The organism is Neobacillus thermocopriae (genome assembly GCF_010975035.1).
In the GTDB taxonomy this organism is placed as follows: Bacteria; Bacillota; Bacilli; order Bacillales; family Cytobacillaceae; genus Neobacillus; species Neobacillus thermocopriae.
The window spans coordinates 213,452-235,590 of the sequence record NZ_JAAIUV010000001.1; the positions used below are offsets into that span (position 1 = coordinate 213,452).

Below are 22,139 nucleotides of genomic sequence, written 5' to 3' on the forward strand. Positions count from 1 at the left end.
CCAAAAGCTATCGCTTTCGGTCGTGCGATGCTTTCAAAGCTTGCCTTCTGGTGGTCTCCTGGAAACACAAAGATTCAAACCTATCAATTAGATTCAATCGCCTGATAGAAAGATTAAACAAATAATAAGGATCGTTATCATTTTATTGTTGCTGTTCGGTGTCCAACTTATGAATAATGAAGGACAAATTGGGCGAGGGCAAGGAGAAAATGTCAATCAATCACAATAAATCTACCCTTACTCAGGGCATAACGAAGATGTCTTTCAAAAGTAGAAAAACCATTCACAAATTAGAAAAGCGTAAACACAGGTATAAAAAAAGACTGTGCATCAAGCACAGTCTTTCTATAAATCTATTATTTTAATATCGGAACATCAAAATGCAAATTACTACGAGATTCAATGGTATCGTATATTTGTTTAATATTTTTTGCTTGTTTTACTGCCCATTGAATATCGGTGGCATATTGATGATGACTGTTAAGGCCTGCTTCAGGATCCCAGCGCATTTTGTATAGAGTGTCTTGCTTTCTATTCGGATTATTTATGTATTGTTTAGCTATGTACTTAGCTCCTCCATAGATCGCCTTTGCCGGTGTATCCCAGCCCTGTTCATAAGCATATTGAGCTCCACATTCATCTGGACAAGAATCTTTGGCTCCAATGCCGTACATATTATAAACCTTTTTCCCATTCACAACAATTCCTTGGGCCAGCTTCGATGTACCTTTACCTGTTTCAAGAAAGGCATGATTAATAAGATAAATTTCATTAATATTAAAATCTTTACTTGCCTGGATGAACGCCTCTGCCTGATCATGAAGAGTCCCTTTACCCTTAAGAACTTTAGCATTTAATTCTTTTGCATCTGTACCGGCGCTTCCAGATAAAACTAGGTATTGGTAATATTCCGTACTTGATGACTTAAAGTTGTTCGGATTGGCATAAAATTGAACATCCTCTGCTTTAGCATTTCGCCAAGTTACCGGATATTTGATTTCATAAAAATCGCCTGATTCTGAGACGATTTGAACTAGCTGTTCCTTTAATTCCCCATTGCTGTCTTTATAATATTTGTTCATAAAACCATATACATGTGCTGATAAATTGGGGCTTTCTAGAATATTGATTCCATTTTTTGTTGTCATCTTGCCTATCCCCGGATGGTTTGGGTCTAATTGAATTTCCTTTTTATTGACGAAACCATTTTGGTTCCTGTATTTATCCGTTTGCGGGGAATATTTCATTTGGATATCAACCATTTGTTTTAGAGAAATGGAATAGTTGGTTGTTTTCACGATTAGGCCAGTATTTAATACTCCATTAGGGAAAAAGTAATATTTTTTTCCGTCAATGACTTGTTCACCTGTCACCCTTTTTCCACTAGAGGTTAAATAATACCAATCTTCCCCCAACTTTAACCAGCCAGTCACCATCTCACCGTTGCTGTTTAAATAATACCAGTCATTTTTATCTTTTAACCAGCCGGTTTGCTTGACACCATTAGAATTTAGGAAATACCACTTCTTGTTGTAATACAACCAGCCAGTGGCCATCAATCCATCTCCATAAAAGTAATACCATTTGTTTTGGATGAGCTTCCAGCCAGTAAAAGCCGCTCCATCCTCTCCAAGATAGTACTTGTTTCCACCAATGGTCAGCCAGCCTTTCCGCATTAAACCATCGGAACCGAAATAATACTTCTTATTGTCCTTAATGAGCCAACCTTTATGCATGGAACCATCTGCATTAATATAGGCAATCTTATCTCCATCTTGGAACCAACCTTTAGGGGTCGTTGTCTTAGCACCGGATGCAGAGAAAGTATACGGCTTGCCATCAATCATCTTTTGACCGGTGACCATTTCACCACTTGGAAGCAAATAATACTTTACTTTCTTTTCCTCTAGCCAGCCGGTTTTCATCGCACCACTTTTCTCCAAATAGTACCAGTGGCTTTTATCATACACCCACCCAGTTCTCATGGCACCGCTTGAATCTAAGTAATACCATTTACCTTTATCATAGACCCAGCCAGTTTTCATCGCACCGCTACCGTTAAAATAGTACCATTTCTTTCCTATATATCTCCAACCCGTTATCATCGCACCGCTTGAATCCAAATAATACCAAATACTACGGTCTTTAAGCCAGCCGGTTTTCATCACACCACTTGAATCTAGGAAATACCACTTGCCTTTATCATAGATCCAACCCGTTTGCATGGCACCACTTCCATTAAAGTAGTACCATTTCTTTCCTATATACTTCCAACCCGTTATCATCGCACCGCTTGAATCCAAATAATACTTAGTGTTGCCGTCTTTAAGCCAGCCTGTCTGCATGACACCATTTTTTCCTAAATAATACCATTTCGTGTTATAATAGACCCAACCAGTTACTGGTTCACCTGAGGAATTCAAATAATACCATTTTTTTCCCTGGTATTTCCATGAATAAGTGCCTGACGCTTGGGCACTGATTGTTGTTGATGATAACAACATTGTCGCCAATGCAAATGCAGCCAATCTTTTTTTCTTCAATACTTTCCCCCCACTAATCTCTATCAATCTACTATTGTTTCATCATTTGACTAAAATCCATCCGTAAAAAGCATCACCATCTTCTTTATAATTTGGTAAATTTATCATATAGACTCTTTTATTCTCTCATGTATTAGAAATTTTTCAATAATAAAGTTGGATTTTTTCAGAAATAAAAGACGAACAAAGTTATTCTGTCCGCCTTTTTGATAGTTCTATTTACTTAATCCATGTAATTTCTGAATTAGCTGATTCGATTTGGCAATGCATATACTAGCGATGCGCCTATGTAAAAAAACTGCAGGGAGTCCTCCCCCTAGCAGCTTCTCATTCTACTATTGATATGCATCCATCCCCCGGTTTTGTGGCGAATAATTTTTCATTGATACAAAGAATCCTAACTTACTACATTCCCAAAAAACACTTCTTGCGTGTCATGTCGAATTTGTTCAGAGACTATCAATGGTTTGCAATCCCTATATAATGAAAGCCTAAACTCTCCACTTCCCTTTTATCTAGCATATTCCGCCCGTCAAAAATGTAAGGCTGCTTCATTAACGGCTTGAGTTCTCCCCAATTGAGTGACTTGTAGTCTTCCCAGTCGGTGCAAAGAATGACTGCATCGGTGCCTGACACGGTTTCTGCCACTGTCTCAAATTGTTGTACAACTTCCGAAAGAGGGCTGTTGTCTAAATGGACCACTGGATCATGAGCCCGAACCGTTACTTGGTCACCTAATAAATTTTCAATGATAATAAGACTTGGAGACTCTCTTGTGTCGTCGGTGTTGGCTTTGAAGGAAAGTCCGAGGACAGCGATCGTTTTCCCTTGCAAATCCCCCCCTAATGCTTGTTGGATTTTCTCCATAAAATAAAGCGGCTGACTGGCATTTACCTTTACCACACTGTCGAGAATGGATAATAGTTGCCCGTTTTCCTTTGCCGTTTGTAACAGGGCATTCACATCCTTTGGAAAACAGGAACCACCATAGCCCATTCCAGCGCGTAAAAAGAGTGGACCGATTCGATGGTCTAGGCCGATTCCCTTGGACACATCATTCACATTAATCCCAAGCCTATCACAAAGACGAGCCAGCTCATTTATATAAGAAATTTTCATTGCTAGAAAGGAATTGGCCGCGTACTTGATCATTTCAGATGCCTTCGGATTGGTTTGTACAACTGGACATTGGAAATCTTTATATAATTCTTCCATAATCGTTCTGGCTTTTTCACTTGTGGTACCAATAACAATCCGATCCGGGTAAAGAGCATCATAAAGCGCGGAACCTTCGCGAAGAAACTCGGGATTTGAAACCACATCAAATGATATGGGTGTAGGTTGATTCTTAATAATCCAATTTGTCACTTTTTCCGCCGTCCCGACAGGCACCGTACTTTTCGTGACGACCACTTTGTAACGATTCATATAACGGCCGATCGATTCAGCCACATTTTTTACAAAGGTAAGGTCGGCACTTCCCTCCTTGCCCATTGGCGTTCCCACACAAATAAAAATAACATCATTTTCTTTTATCGCCGTTTCCGTATCGGTCGTAAAAGAAATATTTTTATTTGTAATATGCTTGGTAAGCAGTTCTTCAAGACCTGGTTCATAAAAATGCAGTTTTCCTGATGTGAGCGCTTGAATTTTACGGTCATCTAAGTCGAGTCCAGTTACCTGATGACCTTTTTCACAAAAAATGAGACTAGTAGTCGTTCCGACATACCCTGTGCCGATTACTAAGATTTTCACAACGGATCCCCCTTGGTGAACTAGTGGCAACAAAATCATCGGACTATATGCGGATGAAAAGCGAATAGAAGGTCAAATGCTTATATCAACCGCCATCCATTTGAATGATTTTCATCTACGAACTAGTACCAACTTATTCACCAATCAAAAAGAAGGAAGGTTTTCCAAGCAAAAGTAGGCGAAAAATAGGCGGGTACCCGAAAAGCGGAAGCGCCCTGCTTAGCAGCGTATAGCCTCCTCCCAAAAGCTATCGCTTTCGGTCGTGCGATGTGTATGCTAAAGGAGCCTTTCTTGTGGTGCTCTCCAACTGAGATAAAGGAAACACGAGGAGCGAAAGCAATTCGATGTTGATTTATCATAGGGAGAAGACCGAAGGCGTCTCGCCGCTAGGACACTGGAGCTAGACCATTCTTGAGGACGAAAAAATACCTTTTTATAAAATAAAACATTGAGTTATTCAAAGATTTTTTTTTCCACAATTTTATAGAAGTAAAAATCCACAGTACTTTTCCACAAATATGGCATAGTTATCAACATTTTACACTTAATATCCACAAAATTATCCACATTATCAGTGTGAAGTAATTAAATTATTAACAAACCATTCCTTTTTATTCACATTAACCACTAATTTATCCACATAAAAATTTGATTTTTCCACATTTCCTCCACTATTTCTTATCATTGCCTATCAATCCTTCTCTTGTATCCCTTTTTCATTATCGAAACTTCCTTTTTATCTACAAAATATTCATTTTATCACCATACTTACAATAAAAATAGGAGTTTGCTCAATATTTCACAAAATGTTCAATGAGTCTCTTATTTTAAGTGATTGAGGTCACAGGTGCAATTTTTACAGAAAATACAATGAAAGTATAATCAATTAGTTGGAGGGATATTGAAATGGGGAAAATTGCAAAAATGGCGGCAGTTGTCGTTTCTTCTGTGATGGTGTTAGGTGCATGTAGTAAAACAGATCTTTCCGTTAAAGAAAAGGTTCAAGCGAAAACAACGAAAAAGGCAGACGTTCAGGTTTTCGAGCCCCATAAAAACTTAAACCAAGAACCGACACCATTGAAAATAGAACGAGTGGGAGCAAATGAAGTGAATATCGAAATGACTGCACAAATAACAGATATTGAAATTTCGAAAGGAGATTGGTATAAAGCCTGGACGTTTAATGGAGAAGCTCCCGGTCCTGTTGTTGTCGTGAATGAAGGAGATACGATAAATTTTAAGCTGAAAAATATGGATCCGGTCATTCCACATAGCATGGACTTCCATGCCGTCCACGCCGCTCCGTCTGTTGATTTTACGGACGTAAAACCAAATGAAGAAGGCACCTTTAAATATCCAGCAAATAAACCTGGTGTGTTTATGTATCATTGCGGAACAAAGCCAGTGTTATCTCATATTGCTAACGGGATGCACGGAACAATTATTGTGAAACCAAAGAATGGATATCCGACTGATAACGAAATTGACCGTGAATATGTGATTATTCAAAATGAGTGGTATAAATACAATGATTTAGAGGATTTTACAAACGGGGTTCCTAAGTATGTTGTCTTTTCCACAAAGGCACTAAAAAACGGAGATCTCAATACGAACGGCACAGTTGGTTCTTTAGTCGACCAGCCGCTACTTGCGAAAGTTGGAGACCGGATCCGATTGTATGTGAACAATGTTGGTCCGAATGAAGTATCAAGCTTCCATGTCGTCGGAACCGTGTTCGATCATGTCTATGTTGATGGAAACCCAGTTAACCATATGGAAGGATTGCAAACCGTGATGCTACCAGCAAGTGGTGGAGCGGTCGTCGAATTCACCGTAACGAAAGAAGGAAGCTATCCGATTGTGACACATCAATTCAATCATGCCAATAAAGGCGCCGTTGGAATGATCAAGGTCACAAGGGATGGAAAGGACGACGGCAGCACAACAATGTCCCATTAATTAAATCAAAAAGCCCTAGTATCCTACACTTCATGCCTTAATAGTGACCACTAAATAATTGAATATAGCTAAACTTACTCAATCAATAAATAAGCGCCGGGAAAAAATTCACCGACGCGATTTTCTTTTATATTGTTAAAATCAACTATGATTCTTGGTCCCTTTTATGAAAATTGCAATCTAGCTCCAAGCTCAATGGCTTTACTAATATGATAGATCGATTTAATCTTTAACTTCACTCTCAGTTCCTCACAAAGACAATCCTTCTGTAGAAGCTCATTGTGACGATGCTGGAACACATGATAATAATACTTCCCCATTAAAAACATTCTTAACACATGTAAAACCTCCCATTAAATGATAGACATAAATCGCAGGAGTATCGTGTTCGGTAACTGGCTGGCTTCGTTTTTGAAAAACATTAGCCCCTATAGTTTTGCGTCACCATTTTTCAATGGTTTTGCCGTTTCGTACGATTTATGTGTTGACCATAATTTTATCAGGCTATTCTAAAAAGATAAAGCTCTTTCAAGTTCAGACTGGGCGGTTTTGTTCATTTTTTGATGCCTTATCACAGTTGAAAACAAAATCTATTTAACCATGTTTTAACTTTCCTTAACCTGACCAAACTAATCATATAGAATTACATTTTTTTAGAAGGAAGTTTGGTATGGTTAAAAAGAGATCCATTATTTTATTTTTATTCTTTGTCTTACTACTATTTTCCTTTTCAATTGGTATTGGGAAAATTCTTTTTAGCTCTGAAAAAGAAAATATACAGAGTCAATCCTCCGGTTCAGCGGGAGGACAAGGGATCAATCTCTCAACAAGAAATGAGGAGGAGATCCTAGTCATTGATGATCCAGAAAATATCCCTGTTTTAGTGAATAAACAACATAAATTACCGGAAAGTTATAGGCCAGATGATTTAGTAGAACCGGATATCCCGTTTCTATTTGATAAAAAATCATCGAATAGAAAAATGCGTGCCGAGGCGGCCGCTGCCATTGAAAAACTATTCGATGAAGCCAAGCGGCAAGGCGTGATCCTTCAAGGGGTATCAGCCTATCGCTCCTATGCTGATCAATCCGCATTGTTTCAGTATTATGTCAAACAAGATGGATATGAAGCCGCACGAACCTATAGCGCTTTACCACGAATGAGCGAGCATGAAACCGGTTTGGCCATTGACGTATCCGGCTTAGATGCGACATGTGCGGTAAAGGATTGCTTCAGCGGAACAAAAGAAGCCAAATGGCTCGAAGCAAATGCCGCCAAATTCGGATTCATTATTCGCTACCCAAAAGGAAAAGAATCGATTACTGGCTACAAATACGAACCATGGCACCTCCGCTACGTCGGAAAAACTATCGCCAAAGAAATTATGGAATCAGGTAGCACGCTCGAAGAATACTACAACACCCTTCTCGTAAATAATTAACATTAAAAGATACATGGAACTAAAAAACGCATGGAATTTCAACATGAATTCCCATGCGTTTTTTACGTGTTTGCCATTCTCCTGGACAAAGATTTGCTCATTATTCCCCTTTGATTTCAAGTAATTTAAGACGGAGATCGTTTTCCATGTTTGCCAATTCTTGTTCAGCAATCTGGCGTTTGTGACGACCTTCTTCTTGGATACGCAGTGTTTCCTCCAAGGTAGAGATTAGGTTTTCTTGCGTTTTCTTGAGCGTTTCAATATCAACAAGACCGCGCTCGTTTTCTTTTGCGGTTTCAATCGTGTTAGTTTTCAGCATTTCGGCATTTTTTAGCAGCAACTCATTGGTTGTTTTAGAGACCTGTTTTTGCGCTTCCACTGCATGACGCTGGCGGATTAATGTCAACGCAATCGCCACTTGGTTTTTCCACAATGGAATGGCCGTCACAATGGATGACTGAATTTTTTCCACTAGCGCCTGATTCGTATTTTGAATGAGACGAATTTGTGGCGCACTTTGAATCGTGATTTCTCGGCTCAGTTTTAAATCGTGAAGGCGCTTCTCCAGACGGTCAGCAAACTGGATCATGTCATTCACTTCTTGGAATTTCATCTGGTCATTGGAAGCTTCTGCTTCTTTCTTCAGCTGTGGAATAATCTTTTCGTGTAAATCCTCGAGCTTGATTTCTCCAGCTGCAATATAAACATTGAGTGCATGGAAATACTCTTTATTCGTTTCATAAAGCTGTTCAAGTAGCTTGATATCTGATAACAAGACATTTTTGCTTCGTTCGAGCTTCACAGTAATCCGATCGATTTGTGCTCCGGTTTTTTGGTATTTGGATAAAACCTCCTGGAGTGAGTTGGAGATTCTTCCAAACATTCTTCCGAAAAAGGATGGTTTACTGCTCTTTAATTCATCCGGATTCACTTCATTTAAACGTTTCATTAAATCACTGATGATTTCCCCAATTTCACCAACGTCCTTTTTCTGGACATGTTCAAGCATTTTGTGGGAAAAAGAAAGCAGCTTCGTTTGCGCCTGTGTCCCATATTGGATCATCGCCTGATGATTCGTCGGATCAATTTGTTCAGCCAACTGTAATGCCTTTGCACGGTGTTCTTCCGGAATCACATCGATTAATTTGACAGGTCTTGCCTCACCACCAGTCTGAGTGGCCGGACTTTTTGTTGGCTCTACTGGATCACCGAACGGATTGGCAAGAATATCATCTAAAAGGTTTGCCTTTTGATTGTTTAGGATTGGATTGTTTTCTGTCATTTTAACCACCTATTTTCTTCAGGAAATTTCAGTTCCTTTTGTTTTTTTATCGAATGTTTGGCTACATCAATTTCAAAATTTAAGTGATCCACATCATCTGATACAACATGGTAAAGGTCCTCTTCTAGCACTTTGGTCAATTCATTTAACGTTTGTCGTGTTTCAATGAGTGATTGATTGATTTCCAGACTTTTTTTCGGCTGGGAAGCTAAGAAACTATATTTTTCCGTCAATTCCACAACGGAATCCAAATGAGAAAAATAAAACTGCTCTGCCTGGTAGAAACGTTTTGGTTCTTTCTGCGCCATTTTTTGTATTTTTTTCACAATCCTTAAAATATCTATTCTCTGTTTGACCGATGAAAGGTCGCGAATGGAAAAGAGAGATTTATTTAAGCGGCTGATTTTCTTTTTGGCTTCCGCTAAATTTTTCTTAATATATCGATATTCTTTTCTTGATAACTGGTGTTTTTTTAAAAAAAGAGAAGTCATGACCACCCCAAGAACCAAATAGGTAATACCCCCGCTAGCGAGAGCTAGTCCAACGGATGGCAGGAAGTTGACATGAAAAAAAAGAAAGCTGACAAGACCTGTGAACATCGCGACAGGCACAGCAGCAAACGATCGAATAAAAAAAGAAAGAATAGGATTCATGATCATCGACTCCTGACTTAATGTCCTTAATATTTATACGAATAATACCGTCAAATTGTTTCATTTTGTTTAAAAACGAACATGCCGTAACATCAATAAGTATGGACTTTTCCTTTATAAATTAAGCAGCTGGGCAAAAAGAAATCTCCCACCTACTATTTCCACAATACACAGAAAATCTCCTTCTCACCACGGACCACAAACGGAAAGGATTCTACGACTTGAGACCTATTTAAAGGGAGTAAAGGGGAATCCCTCTATCTGTCGGGAGTCTGACTACTTCATATCCTCTCTTCCCTCAAAATAAAAAAACCTCTTGCCTAACAAGACAAGAGGGAAACAAATACAATGCGACTGTCCAGCCCACGTGGACAAAGGAAGCATTATCGGAAGTCTGCCGGTCTTTCATCAATGCGACCGAAGTGATAAAGGATGGCTTGGACAATTCGCTCCGAGGCATGTCCATCTCCGTATGGATTGGAGGCTTTCGCCATTTGGTCGTGCGCCTCTTTGCTAGATAATAGCTCATCAGCCAAACCAAAAATCGTTTCTTCGTCGGTACCTGCGAGCTTCAGAGTACCTGCCGCTATTCCTTCCGGACGCTCTGTCGTATCGCGCAACACAAGGACCGGAACACCAAGTGATGGAGCTTCTTCTTGAACACCACCAGAGTCCGTCAAAATTAAATATGCCCTTGAAGCAAAGTTGTGGAAGTCAATGACATCTAATGGTTCAATCAGATGGATTCGCGGGTTGTCCCCAAGTACTCGATTAGCAATTTCCCGAACTACCGGATTCATATGAACAGGATACACCACCTGAACATCTGTATGTTTTTCCACTACTCGGCGAATGGCACGAAACATGTTTTCCATTGGTTTTCCAGTATTTTCTCGACGGTGAGCTGTCATTAATACTAACCGGTCATTGCCGAGTTTATTTAACACAGGGTGTGAGTAATTGGCTTTGACGGTTGTTTTCAGTGCATCAATCGCCGTATTTCCAGTAATAAAAATACCTTCCTCTTTTTTATTTTCCACTAGCAAGTTTTGTTTCGACTGAACCGTTGGGGCAAAATGCAGGTCAGACAACACACCCGTCAGCTGACGGTTCATTTCCTCAGGATATGGTGAATACTTGTTATGTGTTCGAAGGCCTGCCTCCACATGTCCAATCGGGATTTGGTGATAAAATGCTGCTAAGCTAGCCACAAAGGTTGTGGTAGTGTCACCGTGAACAAGAACAATATCCGGTTTTTCCTCAGCCAACACGCGATCGAGTCCCTCAAGGGCACGAGTCGTTACCCCGACCAATGACTGACGTTCTTTCATAATATTTAAATCATAATCCGGATTGATTTCAAAAATATTTAGTACTTGATCAAGCATTTGACGATGCTGAGCAGTAACCGTCACAATGGATTTTATTTGTTCAGGGTGTTTTTCCAATTCCTTTACAAGCGGAGCCATTTTAATTGCCTCCGGCCTTGTCCCGAACACAGTCATAACCTTTAATTGATTTTCCATAGGAACCTCCAAAATATAGTACAAACATGATACCAATGATTTACCAATACCAGGGTAATAGACAAAAAACCCTTAACCTTAACCATATCCATGATAACAAATATTCCTTTACAGAAAAAGCAACACCCCTAACCTAGCGATACATCATCCTTCTTCCCCTTCTCAACTGTCCACCCTACGTAGACAAACTCTTAAAATTGTCCTCAAATACAGTAACTGAAACCCATTTTTACTAGACAACCTTCCTTTTGAAGTCGTTGGGAATATATTGCATAGGCAGTTACAATTTTATGTAAGAGGTGAATTAATTGAAGAAGAGGGCCCTGTTTACGATACCCCTTTGTTTATTGTTCATTGGAGTAATTGTTACTTCTTTTATCTTGATTGGCATGAAACCGGAGACAGGGAAAGTGTCTCAGGCACAGAAGTTAAATGAGTATACAAAGCCAGCGGTTGTTAGGATTATCGATTACGCCGTGGTTGGGTGGCAGTTTAATGATTATAATCCAGAAGTTGAAGCTATATTAAATGAATTAAACTATCAAACGCTTATAGGTGGTTCCGGTTCAGGAGCAATCATTAGTTCAAATGGATATATTGTTACGAATGCCCATGTGACAGAGCTGGCCGAAATGGAAGATCAAGAGATAGCCGACCTTGCTTTTGAACAATTGGTTTCCACCATAGCCGACTACTTCCAGGTTGATTTTCATATTGCCTACGATTATATGGTTGCATTTACAAAATGGACGGGAATTGAAAAAGCCACGAAAGTCATTTTACCCGGCGGCGATATCCTCGATGGTGAAATAAAAAGTTTCGGGGCCCCTATCAATGAAGGCAAGGATGTTGCAGTATTAAAAATTGAAGAAAAGAATTTACCTACCATTCCTCTCGGTGATTCCGATGAGGTTGGAAACCAAGATAACATCTGGGTCAGCGGATATCCTGCGGCTGCAGATTCCAATCTTTTATCCCCTGATTCATCTCTCGTCTCTACGATGAATGCTGGACAAATAACCGCCACGGAGAAAAAAACAGAGCAAGGTAGCCCTGTTCTTCAAATAAATGCCGCGTCGACCCACGGCAACAGCGGTGGGCCTGTTATTAATGAAAATGGCGAGATTATTGGTTTATTAACCTTTAGAGGCAACACAGTGAACGGTCAAGAAGTTCAAGGATTTAATTTTGCTGTACCAGTCAATACAGTAAAAGAATTTGTTAACCAGGCAGGCGCCAAAAATACAAAAAGCGATACCGATCGATTATATCAAGAGGGTCTACAATTATATTGGGGCGGTTATTATAAACAGGCATTAGAAAAATTTGAAGCGGTTGAACGAATTTATCCAAACCACTCTGAAGTCAAGGATTATATTAGTAATTCCGAGAAAAAAATAGGTGAAAGTAAAATCCTTTGGTCCGACTATTCAACGACCTTTTACATGGTGGACGTGGTTGCCGGACTACTCATTCTGATTCTATTGGTGTTCACTTTTGCCGGCAAATCGAATAAGACAAAAGCAGCCGTCGCGGGAACAAGTTCCATTCATCCAATGCAAGTTTCAGATAAGACAGATACACAAACAACAACCCAAGAAACGAAACCAGCTAGTGAAGGCGATGATAACCGTGCCGACCTTAATAAAGACGGAAAAGTCGACATCCAAGATATCCTTATAGCCCTACAAGAACACCAAAAAAATCAGAATAAAGACGGTAACGATTAAAAAACATGATGTGGTGCCACATACTAATAGGAAAATATAAAGGATGCAGACAAAACTGCATCCTTTTTTATTCTCAAGAAATCCTACCATCGTTATAGCTGTCCACCGGAGACGGACAAAATAAGCATTCTGTCCACGTGCAGTACCTGACAAAAATTTTCAAAATAAAATAATTGTATTTTTGTTGTCCTAGTATTAAAATTTTTCCCATAGGCAACTTTTCTGTATTTATGCATATATAATAGAACTACCATATATAGATTTTTATATAGATTTCTTGATGAATGTAAGTATGGATTGAAGATAATACATCTTATAAGGAGGAAATAAACGTGTCTGAAAATCTGTTAATGGCCTTTGGACTCACATTGTTGGCAGGCCTTTCTACAGGGATTGGAAGCATGCTAGCATTTTTTACGACACATACCAATAAAAAGTTTTTATCCGTAACCCTCGGATTTTCTGCAGGGGTTATGATTTACGTGTCAATGATTGAAATTTTTGTCAAAGCGAAGGATGCACTAGTCAATGCGATGGGAACTGTTCCAGGGAATTGGATGACAGTCGGCGGCTTTTTCGCTGGTATGCTTCTAATTGCCGCGATCGATAAATATATTCCAAAACAAAGCAACCCACATGAATTAAGAACAGTGGAGGATATGGCTGAGAGTGGATACGGAGCCGGGACTATACAGCCGGAATTATTAAAAATGGGAACATTTACGGCCCTCGCGATAGCAATCCATAACTTTCCAGAAGGAATAGCAACCTTTACATCTGCTCTTCAGGATCCAAAGCTCGGTATCGCCATTGCTGTGGCAATCGCCATTCACAACATTCCAGAAGGGATCGCGGTATCCGTACCTGTGTATTTTGCAACCGGGGATAAGAAAAAGGCATTCAAACTATCCTTTTTATCAGGGCTTGCAGAGCCAATTGGAGCCTTTGTCGCCTACCTTTTCTTAATGCCATTTTTAAATGATTTAGTGTTCGGTATCATCTTTGCTGCTGTAGCGGGGATTATGGTCTTTATCTCCCTTGATGAACTCTTACCAGCCGCCAAAAAATATGACGAAGCCCACCTTTCTATTTATGGCTTAATCGGCGGCATGGCCGTAATGGCACTAAGCTTGTTATTGTTTATATAGAAAAGCGAAAGCGCCCTGATCAGCGGCGTATGGCCTCCTCCCAAAAGCTATCGCTTTCGGTCGTGCAATGTGGATGCTGCCGGAGCTTTCCTTGTGGTGGCCTCCAACTGAGATAAAGGAAACACGAAGAGCGTTAGCGATTCGATGTTGACTTATCGTAGGGCGGAGAGCGAAAGCGTCTCGCCGCTAGGGCGCTGGAGCTACATTTTTTCTCATTCTTTATTTTCAAACAAAAGATGAAACAATTTTTTACCTGAATAAAAAAAATCCGTACCTCTTTAAAGAAGTACGGGTTTTTTTATGATTCTAATTTTTCACGTACCATTCTTGTCCAGGCTGAAGTGTTTGAACTCCTTCGATTTCAACCGTTTCTGGGTATTTTAATCCTAGACCTGTATTCAAACATACAACATGTTCATTTTCTTTAATCCATCCTTGCTCGCGAAGAATTCTTGCAGCAGCGAATGTAGCTGCTCCCTCCGGACAGATGAAGTTACCTTCTAAAGATGCCACATGTTTTTGAGCCGCCAATAAATCCTCTTCTGAAATAGCAATTGCACAGCCTTCTGTTGCATAAACACCTTCTAATACTAAGAAATCTCCTAATGCTTTCGGAACATTAATACCAAAGGCACATGTTGTTGAGTTTTCGAAGAACTTCGATACTTTTTCGCCCCTTTTCCATGCCTCTACAATGGGGGCACAACCTTCCGCTTGAACTGCCACTAAACGTGGGAATTTCCCTTTTTCTATCCAGCCTAATTCTTGCATCTCAAGAATGGCTTTATAGATTCCAATAATCCCTACGCCCCCACCTGTTGGGTAAAGTATGACATCAGGAACTTTCCATCCGAACTGCTCGACAATTTCGTAGCCCATTGTTTTCTTCCCTTCAATCCGATAAGGTTCTTTTAATGTAGAAGCATCATACATACCTTGATTTTGTACGAGACTGGCTACTACTTTCCCCGCATCACTAATTAAACCGTTCATTAAATGCAAGTCACCACCAGCAACAAACACTTCTTTACGTGTAATCTGAGGGGCATCTAAAGGCATCACAATGGTTGCTTTCATGCCAGCTTTTGAAGCATATAAGGCCCAAGCAGCACCTGCATTACCATTCGTAGGCATGGCTAGATGTTTAACACCAAGTTCCTTCGCTTTTGAAATACCGACACTGGCTCCGCGTGTTTTAAAAGATCCTGTTGGAATGATTCCTTCATCTTTTATATACAAATGGTTGATTCCATATTTAGCCCCAAGCCGATGGAATTTTTCAAAGGGTGTCATTCCTTCACCTAGTGTGACCACATTTTCTTTACGATGTACGGGTAGCAATTCATGATAGCGCCATAAAGAACTTGGTCTTTTTGAAATTTCCTCTTTTGTAACATTCGCTTTTACCTTTTCTAAATCATAGCGAGCCAGTAATGGCGAACCACATTTACACAATTGCTGTACTTTATTTTCCTCATATGTTTTGCCACATTTCGGGCACTCCAAATGGGAAATATAACTGAAGTCTTTCATTATTTTCTCCTCCTAAAATAGAAAAGACTACAATTAGTCCCTTTAAAAGAGAAGAATTGTAGTCTTGTATTTGTCAAATCATCTAATTCACTTATAAAACTAAGATCATAGTAATCTTACTTTTCCTATTAGTCAACTATGTTTTTGGGATTTTTCTAATATTTCTTATAAAATCGACTATTTATCTCTAACGGATTGAACCATTTTTAATTTTTCTAGTATATCATCTGCTGATGTAGCGACTTGTAAAATGTCTTTTTGCTCCTCACGGATAAAGCCTTCTTCAATCATTTTGTTAAAATGTTGAATTAATGCATCATAAAAACCATTCATATTGTAAAGAATCACGGGGTGATTATGTAGACCAATTTGGGCCCATGTAAATACTTCAAAATATTCATCTAGTGTGCCACAACCACCTGGTAATGCAATAAAGGCGTCGGAAAGATCTATCATTTTCTTTTTTCGAGTATGCATGGAATCGACAAAATGAATTTCAGTTAAATGTAAATGAGCAATTTCTCGTTTTTGTAGATGTTCCGGCATAATACCAATTACTTTTCCATTATGGTCCAGTGCGGCATCTGCTAATGCTCCCATCAGTCCTACATTAGAGCCACCATAAACAATGCCAATAGATGCGCTTGCTAACTGTGCTCCAAGCTCTTTTGCCTTTTCCACATAAATTGGATTTTTTCCTGTTTGCGAACCACAATAAATGGCAACGTTCATGATCATTCCTCCAAACCAAGTTTGATATTTTATATTATAATCTGAAAATATTAATTAATTGTAAAATTTATGAAAATATATATATTTGGAGTTGGGAAAACCAATGTTCACCATAACAATATTTTGCATGGAAATAAAACAAATCGGTAAATTAAGGCTGGTGAACCACTGTTACAACTATTAATGATATAAATATACGATATTCATTTTTTTCTTCCTTTTGATCCTATTGATGAGTGAGAAGAAATGGAGCTAAAACGATATAGAAAATTTAAATGTTTGGCCCATGAGGCAATGAACAGACATTTGTGAAGGAAAATGATCTTCATGTATAAATGAGGCCAGGTGCAAATATTTATTAAATATCAGCATGGTGTTTGAATCAGCGAGGGGAGATGGTATAAATGTTACGAATCATTCAAAGGGTAGTTGGCATTGTTTTGCTCATTTTAGGAATTTATCTAATTTTCGGTGCTCAGGAGTTCTTTGGAACGATACTTATTATATTGGCATTTCTCATTTTTCCTACAGTTAGTAAGACAACACACCAATCGAATGGGAATGATTTCGATTATCGAGATCAACAAAATGACAATGCCCACGATTCTGAGAATAATGCTGAAAGTGTGGGCAGTGATGCCAGTAGTGATGGAGGAGACTGATTCTTCTTCCTCCTCTCCCTTCAATCCTAAAAATATATCAATATTAGGCTGCTCCATGATAATGATCATGCTTCTAAGCAGCCTTTTTCAAATGATTTGTTAAATTTATCTACAGCCGCCCTCCTCTCCCCTCCGAAATATGTCGACCCTATCCCTCTTTTCTCCTTTATTCCCCGGGAAACTTACAAATTTCGACGAAGTTCATCAATTACTACGATTCTATCCCCAAAAAACTACTAAAATAAGGAAGAAAATTGTCGAATTATACTTCACAATGATAGAAATACAGTTTAATATAAAATTAGCAAAATAAGGGGTAATTGTATTTAAAGCCCAAAAGGAGGGTTGTCATACTTTATCAACTAGTTTGAAAATTTTTTAGAAAATTAAATAATTGAGGAAGGGTTTTAGTTTTGAAAAAGTGGGTTTATTTTTTAACAATGATCGGATTGATCATCATCGGTCTGACGCTTGGTCCCAATCCATCTTTAGCTTCCAGTACTGGATGGAAACTTGAAAATGGAAAATGGTATTATCTTCAGAATCAAAAACCCGTTAAAGGATGGTTACAGGACGGGGATAAACGGTATTACTTAAATGACAAAGGAATCATGGTAACTGGATGGGCAACCATCGGAGGCAAACGTTATTATTTTCAGGCGAATGGAGCGATGAAAACCGGTTGGCTGAACGACCGTGGAACATGGTATTATTTTGCACCAAACGGGGACATGAAGACTGGATGGATCCTTGACCGTGGAACATGGTACTATCTGCAGCCAAACGGGGCAATGAAAACCGGTTGGCTTAATGACGCTGGAAAACGGTATTACCTCCTTTCAAGTGGTGCCATGAAAACGGGATGGCTAAACGAGCATGGTACATGGTATTACTTTGCGTCAAGTGGGGACATGAAGACTGGTTGGGTCCTTGACAATGGCACATGGTACTATTTGCAGTCAAACGGGGCGATGAAAACCGGTTGGCTCAATGACGCTGGAAAACGGTACTACCTCCTTTCAAGTGGTGCCATGAAAACGGGATGGCTAAACGAGCATGGTACATGGTATTACTTTGCGTCAAGCGGGGACATGAAGACTGGTTGGGTCCTTGACAATGGCACATGGTACTATTTGCAGTCAAACGGGGCGATGAAAACCGGTTGGCTCAATGACGCTGGAAAACGGTACTACCTCCTTTCAAGTGGTGCCATGAAAACGGGATGGCTAAACGAGCATGGTACATGGTATTACTTTGCGTCAAGCGGGGACATGAAGACTGGTTGGGTCCTTGACAATGGCACATGGTACTATTTGCAGTCAAACGGGGCGATGAAAACCGGTTGGCTCAATGACGCTGGAAAACGGTACTACCTCCTTTCAAGTGGTGCCATGAAAACGGGATGGCTGTTGCTTGATAACAAGTGGTACTATTTTAAATCCAGTGGGGAAATCAGTTACGGACTGCAAAAAATTGGCCAGGATTACTACTATTTTAATCAGTCAGGAGTTATGCTAGCCAATCAATGGTATGTACATAATCAAAAGAAATATTATTTTAAAAACGATGGCGCAGCTGCTAAAGGTGTATTGAATTACCAAAACAAAAAATATTTATTCCATGCAGATGGCACTCTAGCCAATGGATGGGTCAACATGAACGGAAAATGGTATTTTTCTGACAGTAATGGTCTTGTTAAAACAGGCTGGTTGACCTATGGTGGAAAAAAATACTTCTTGGATGCGAATGGAGCCAGGGTTACTGGCATCTATAAAATTCAAGGAAAAACATACTACTTTAATAATGACGGTGTTTTATCAACTGGACTTATAAAGATAAATAGCAAAGCATTTTATATTAAGTCAGATGGCACTCCTTATACCAATGGCTATTTTACGATAAATGGGAAAAAATATTTTGCAAAGTCTAATGGTGAACTTCAAACAGGCTGGCTTTTACAAAATAACAAGTGGTATTACTTTGGCAATGACTACACAATGAAAACCGGATGGGTCTTAGTGAATGGAAAATGGTACTATTTAAACAAAGCTGGAGTCATGCAGACCGGTTGGTTTGTCGAAAATAATAAAAAGTATTACCTTAGTTCCAATGGTGCCATGAGTACTGGCTGGCTCAACTTAAATGGGAAATGGTACTACTTCAATTCATCTGGAGAGATGCAGACTGGTTGGATCGAGGTAAAAGGTGTCAAGTATTATTTAAATTCTGCAGGTGTCATGCAGACTGGATGGATCACAATCAACAATAAGGATTACCTCTTTGATTCAAGTGGTGCACTTGTTCGTGGCCCTGTTACGAAAGGAAAAGACGAGAAAACCATTGTCATAGACCCTGGACATGGTGGCTATGATGGTGGTGCGAGTGTAGGCAGTGTGAAAGAAAAAGACATCAACCTGCAAGTGGGACTGAAATTTGCTGAGCTTCTAAAAAAACAAGGCTTCAAAGTATATATGACCAGAAGTAAAGACGAATTTATTTCTTTAGATCAACGTGTGGCTTTTTCCAATTCCATTAAACCAGATGCCTATATCAGCATTCACGTGAATTCCGCAGGCGCAACCAGTGCGAAAGGGATAGAAACTTATCATAATTCAAAAGATGGTGTCATGCCTAAAGAGAGCAAACTGCTTGCTACCTATCTTCAAAAAGCATTGATTGAAGCAACAGGAACGGTTGACCGTGGCATAAAAGACGAAAGTTTCCGCGTCATTCGTGGAAATGAAGCACCAGCCGTTTTAGTGGAAATTGGCTTTATCACAAATAGTGGAGAAAGAGCAAACTTAACAAGCACTAGCTATCAAAATAAAATTAGTTCGGCCTTACTGAAAGGTTTAATGAATTTCTTTCAAGCTACCAATTAACCTTCCTACCCCCACCCTTTAATATTAGGGCGGGGGTTTTTTATGCCGGAAGATGACAGTGATAAAATAATACGATAGTATAAATTTAATAAATGAAAAAAAGGAGGATGCCTATGTCTGCCTCTAAAAATCAGCCTGCCTCCGCTTTTCGTGCTGTCTGTCCACTTGATTGCCCTGACCAATGCGGTTTGCTTTTGCATAAACAGGACGGCAAGATTGTGAAAGTGGAAGGCGACCCGGATCACCCGGTAACCCGAGGTTATATTTGTAATAAAGTTCGAAATATGACGGAACGGATCTATGACCAAAATCGGTTAAAATACCCGTTAAAACGAGTCGGACCAAAGGGCGCTGGGCAGTTTTCCCGCATTAGTTGGGAAGAAGCGATCGATACGATTACCTCCCACTGGAAAAAGTTGATTGCAACAGAAGGTCCTGAGAGCATTCTCCCCTATAGTTTTTACGGAAATATGGGACGGCTGACTGCGGAAGGGATGGACCGCAGATTTTGGAACCGTCTTGGCGCAACAAGACTAGAGCGATCAATTTGTTCCTCTGCAGGATCGGTAGGCTACCAATATACGATGGGCGGAAGTTTTGGCATGGACCCGGAGGATACCGTTCATTCGAAACTTATTATTTTTTGGGGAATCAATGCGGCCAGCACGAACATGCATCAAGTGGCCTTGGCGCAAAAAGCTCGAAAAGAAAACGGGGCTAAAATTGTCGTCATTGATGTTCATAAAAACCAGACTGGTAGATTGGCAGATTGGTTTATTCCTATTTTGCCAGGGACAGACAGTGCCCTTGCACTCGGGATGATGCACATTTTATTTGCTGAAAATTTGGTTGATATTGATTTTTTAAAAAAATATACAATTGGTTGGGAGAAACTTCGTGACCATGTCGTTCAATATGATCCAACAAGTGTTTCGAACATAACAGGCGTACCTGTCAATGACATTTATCGACTAGCACGGATGTATGGTTCTATAGAACCGGCGTTTATTCGAATTGGCAATGGTCCTCAGCATCATGATAATGGCGGCATGTTTGTTCGGACCGTATCCTGTCTCCCTGCCATAACCGGTCAGTGGTTAGTTAAAGGCGGGGGCGCAATCAAAGGAAATTCGGGATGGCTCGCTCATAACTCTGCCCGCCTGCAACGAACCGATTTATTGAAAAACAAAAACACCCGTGTGGTAAATATGAACCAGCTCGGCGACGCCTTATTGAAACTTACTCCACCGGTGAAATCACTGTACGTTTATGGGTCAAATCCAGCGGTTGTGGCTCCTTCAAGCAACAAGGTCCGTGAAGGCCTAGCACGGGAAGATTTGTTTACGGTCGTTCATGATTTGTTTTTAACAGAAACAGCGAAGTATGCAGATATTGTCCTTCCTGCGACTTCGTCATTTGAGAATACCGATTTTTATACATCATACTGGCATCATTATGTACAGCTCCAGCAGCCAGTTATTGAACCATATGGCCAATCCAAATCGAATGTGGAAGTTTTCCGCTTACTTGCTGCTGGAATGGGGTTTGAGGATGAAGCCTTTGTACAGTCGGAGGCAGAAATGATAGCCGACGCATTGGACCATCCACAAAATCCGTATCTCGAAGGGATCAATTATGATGTTTTAAAGGAGCGACATTTTGTAAAGGCAAAAGTGAAGCCCCTACTCTCTGAAAAACTACCAACCCCAAGTGGAAAGATTGAGTTATATTCTGAGAGAATGCAGAAAGACGGATACCCTCCACTACCGACATATGTGCCTTTACCAGATGATGGTGGCCAATTTCCATTCCAGTTTGTCCCTGGACCAAATCATAACTTCTTAAATTCGACATTTTCAAATAACGAGAAGCATATTGGAATGGAACGGGAACCTCGGCTTTTCATGAATCAAGTGGATGCAGAAAAGTTAGGGATAAAAGACGGCGATTTCATCCGGGTTTGGAACCACCGAGGGGAATGCGAACTAAAGGCGGCTGTAGGTGACAGTGTTCTTCCAGGCGTCGTGGTCACACAAGGATTATGGGCAGATGTGGCTGGTTCGAGCCCCAACTATCTAGTCAACAGCCTTACCCCCGACCGAATCGCAGACATGGGTGGCGGTGCTGTCTTCTTCTCTGGAAGAGTCGCAGTGGAAAAATGCAAACCACCAAAACAGAGGGGCTAAAACACCACCATTTCGACTATGCTCTCTCTATCCACATGTCACATCAGATAAAGAAAAAACAAAAAAACCTTCTCACTTTGGAGAAGGTTTTTTTGATTGATCTCGAC

At 40.0% G+C, this 22,139-nt stretch carries 15 protein-coding genes and 1 riboswitch; of the genes, 7 read left to right on the top strand and 8 right to left on the bottom strand.

The genetic code is table 11. The features are described from left to right. Window positions 1–356 precede the first annotated feature (356 nt). Together G4Z05_RS01105 and G4Z05_RS01110 are read right to left on the bottom strand one after the other, a co-directional pair. Entirely contained in the window at window positions 357–2,543 is a 2,187-nt protein-coding gene (locus G4Z05_RS01105) for a glucosaminidase domain-containing protein (protein WP_163250083.1), read from the bottom strand. A gap of 459 nt (window positions 2,544–3,002) precedes the next feature. Further along, window positions 3,003–4,298, bottom strand: a complete 1,296-nt coding sequence (locus G4Z05_RS01110) for a UDP-glucose dehydrogenase family protein (RefSeq protein WP_327988352.1) — start codon at window positions 4,296–4,298, stop codon at window positions 3,003–3,005. Window positions 4,299–5,204: 906 nt separating this feature from the next. Between G4Z05_RS01110 and G4Z05_RS01115 the strand changes: the two genes are divergently transcribed. After that, window positions 5,205–6,257: a multicopper oxidase domain-containing protein gene (locus G4Z05_RS01115; RefSeq protein ID WP_163250085.1), complete on the top strand. Its 1,053-nt coding sequence runs from the start codon at window positions 5,205–5,207 to the stop codon at window positions 6,255–6,257. A gap of 164 nt (window positions 6,258–6,421) precedes the next feature. Here the strand turns inward: G4Z05_RS01115 and G4Z05_RS01120 are convergent, their stop codons facing one another. Next, window positions 6,422–6,595, bottom strand: a complete 174-nt coding sequence (locus G4Z05_RS01120) for a hypothetical protein (protein ID WP_158332806.1) — start codon at window positions 6,593–6,595, stop codon at window positions 6,422–6,424. Window positions 6,596–6,644: 49 nt separating this feature from the next. Then, window positions 6,645–6,732: riboswitch (cyclic di-GMP riboswitch) on the bottom strand. A 195-nt stretch (window positions 6,733–6,927) separates the two neighbouring features. Here G4Z05_RS01120 and G4Z05_RS01125 point away from each other — a divergent pair. Beyond that, the gene (locus tag G4Z05_RS01125; protein WP_163250086.1) at window positions 6,928–7,698 is read left to right on the top strand and encodes a M15 family metallopeptidase; all 771 of its coding nucleotides are present in this window, start codon (window positions 6,928–6,930) and stop codon (window positions 7,696–7,698) included. A gap of 100 nt (window positions 7,699–7,798) precedes the next feature. On the opposite strand, the gene G4Z05_RS01130 is transcribed toward G4Z05_RS01125, so the two are convergent. The 3 genes from G4Z05_RS01130 to wecB form a co-directional block, all read right to left on the bottom strand. Then, entirely contained in the window at window positions 7,799–8,980 is a 1,182-nt protein-coding gene (locus G4Z05_RS01130; protein ID WP_163250087.1) for a toxic anion resistance protein, read from the bottom strand. After that, on the bottom strand, window positions 8,977–9,633 hold the full coding sequence (locus G4Z05_RS01135) for a 5-bromo-4-chloroindolyl phosphate hydrolysis family protein (protein ID WP_163250088.1): 657 nt from the start codon (window positions 9,631–9,633) through the stop codon (window positions 8,977–8,979). Before G4Z05_RS01135 ends, G4Z05_RS01130 begins: the two co-directional genes overlap by 4 nt. Window positions 9,634–10,016: 383 nt before the next feature. Beyond that, window positions 10,017–11,159, bottom strand: a complete 1,143-nt coding sequence (wecB, locus tag G4Z05_RS01140; RefSeq protein WP_163250089.1) for a non-hydrolyzing UDP-N-acetylglucosamine 2-epimerase — start codon at window positions 11,157–11,159, stop codon at window positions 10,017–10,019. Window positions 11,160–11,467: 308 nt separating this feature from the next. On the opposite strand from wecB, the gene G4Z05_RS01145 reads away from it, so the two are divergent. Continuing rightward, complete coding sequence (locus G4Z05_RS01145) at window positions 11,468–12,889, top strand: trypsin-like peptidase domain-containing protein (RefSeq protein WP_240465282.1); 1,422 nt, start codon at window positions 11,468–11,470, stop codon at window positions 12,887–12,889. Between the two features lie 332 nt (window positions 12,890–13,221). Continuing rightward, complete coding sequence (zupT, locus tag G4Z05_RS01150) at window positions 13,222–14,037, top strand: zinc transporter ZupT (RefSeq protein ID WP_163250090.1); 816 nt, start codon at window positions 13,222–13,224, stop codon at window positions 14,035–14,037. A gap of 306 nt (window positions 14,038–14,343) precedes the next feature. Here the strand turns inward: zupT and G4Z05_RS01155 are convergent, their stop codons facing one another. Both G4Z05_RS01155 and G4Z05_RS01160 read right to left on the bottom strand, forming a co-directional pair. After that, window positions 14,344–15,570, bottom strand: coding sequence for a threonine synthase (locus G4Z05_RS01155; protein WP_163250091.1), 1,227 nt, complete (start codon window positions 15,568–15,570; stop codon window positions 14,344–14,346). Between the two features lie 177 nt (window positions 15,571–15,747). Continuing rightward, window positions 15,748–16,302 carry an LOG family protein gene (locus G4Z05_RS01160; RefSeq protein WP_205597387.1) on the bottom strand — a complete coding sequence of 185 codons (555 nt, stop codon included), beginning with the start codon at window positions 16,300–16,302 and terminating at the stop codon, window positions 15,748–15,750. A gap of 404 nt (window positions 16,303–16,706) precedes the next feature. Here G4Z05_RS01160 and G4Z05_RS01165 point away from each other — a divergent pair, with 404 nt between their 5' ends. The 3 genes from G4Z05_RS01165 (at window position 16,707) to G4Z05_RS01175 (ending at window position 22,032) form a co-directional block, all read left to right on the top strand. Then, window positions 16,707–16,964, top strand: coding sequence for a hypothetical protein (locus G4Z05_RS01165; RefSeq protein ID WP_163250092.1), 258 nt, complete (start codon window positions 16,707–16,709; stop codon window positions 16,962–16,964). A gap of 413 nt (window positions 16,965–17,377) precedes the next feature. After that, window positions 17,378–19,846: an N-acetylmuramoyl-L-alanine amidase gene (locus G4Z05_RS16460; RefSeq protein WP_163250093.1), complete on the top strand. Its 2,469-nt coding sequence runs from the start codon at window positions 17,378–17,380 to the stop codon at window positions 19,844–19,846. Window positions 19,847–19,959: 113 nt separating this feature from the next. After that, the gene (locus tag G4Z05_RS01175; protein WP_163250094.1) at window positions 19,960–22,032 is read left to right on the top strand and encodes a molybdopterin-containing oxidoreductase family protein; all 2,073 of its coding nucleotides are present in this window, start codon (window positions 19,960–19,962) and stop codon (window positions 22,030–22,032) included. Window positions 22,033–22,139: the final 107 nt, after the last annotated feature.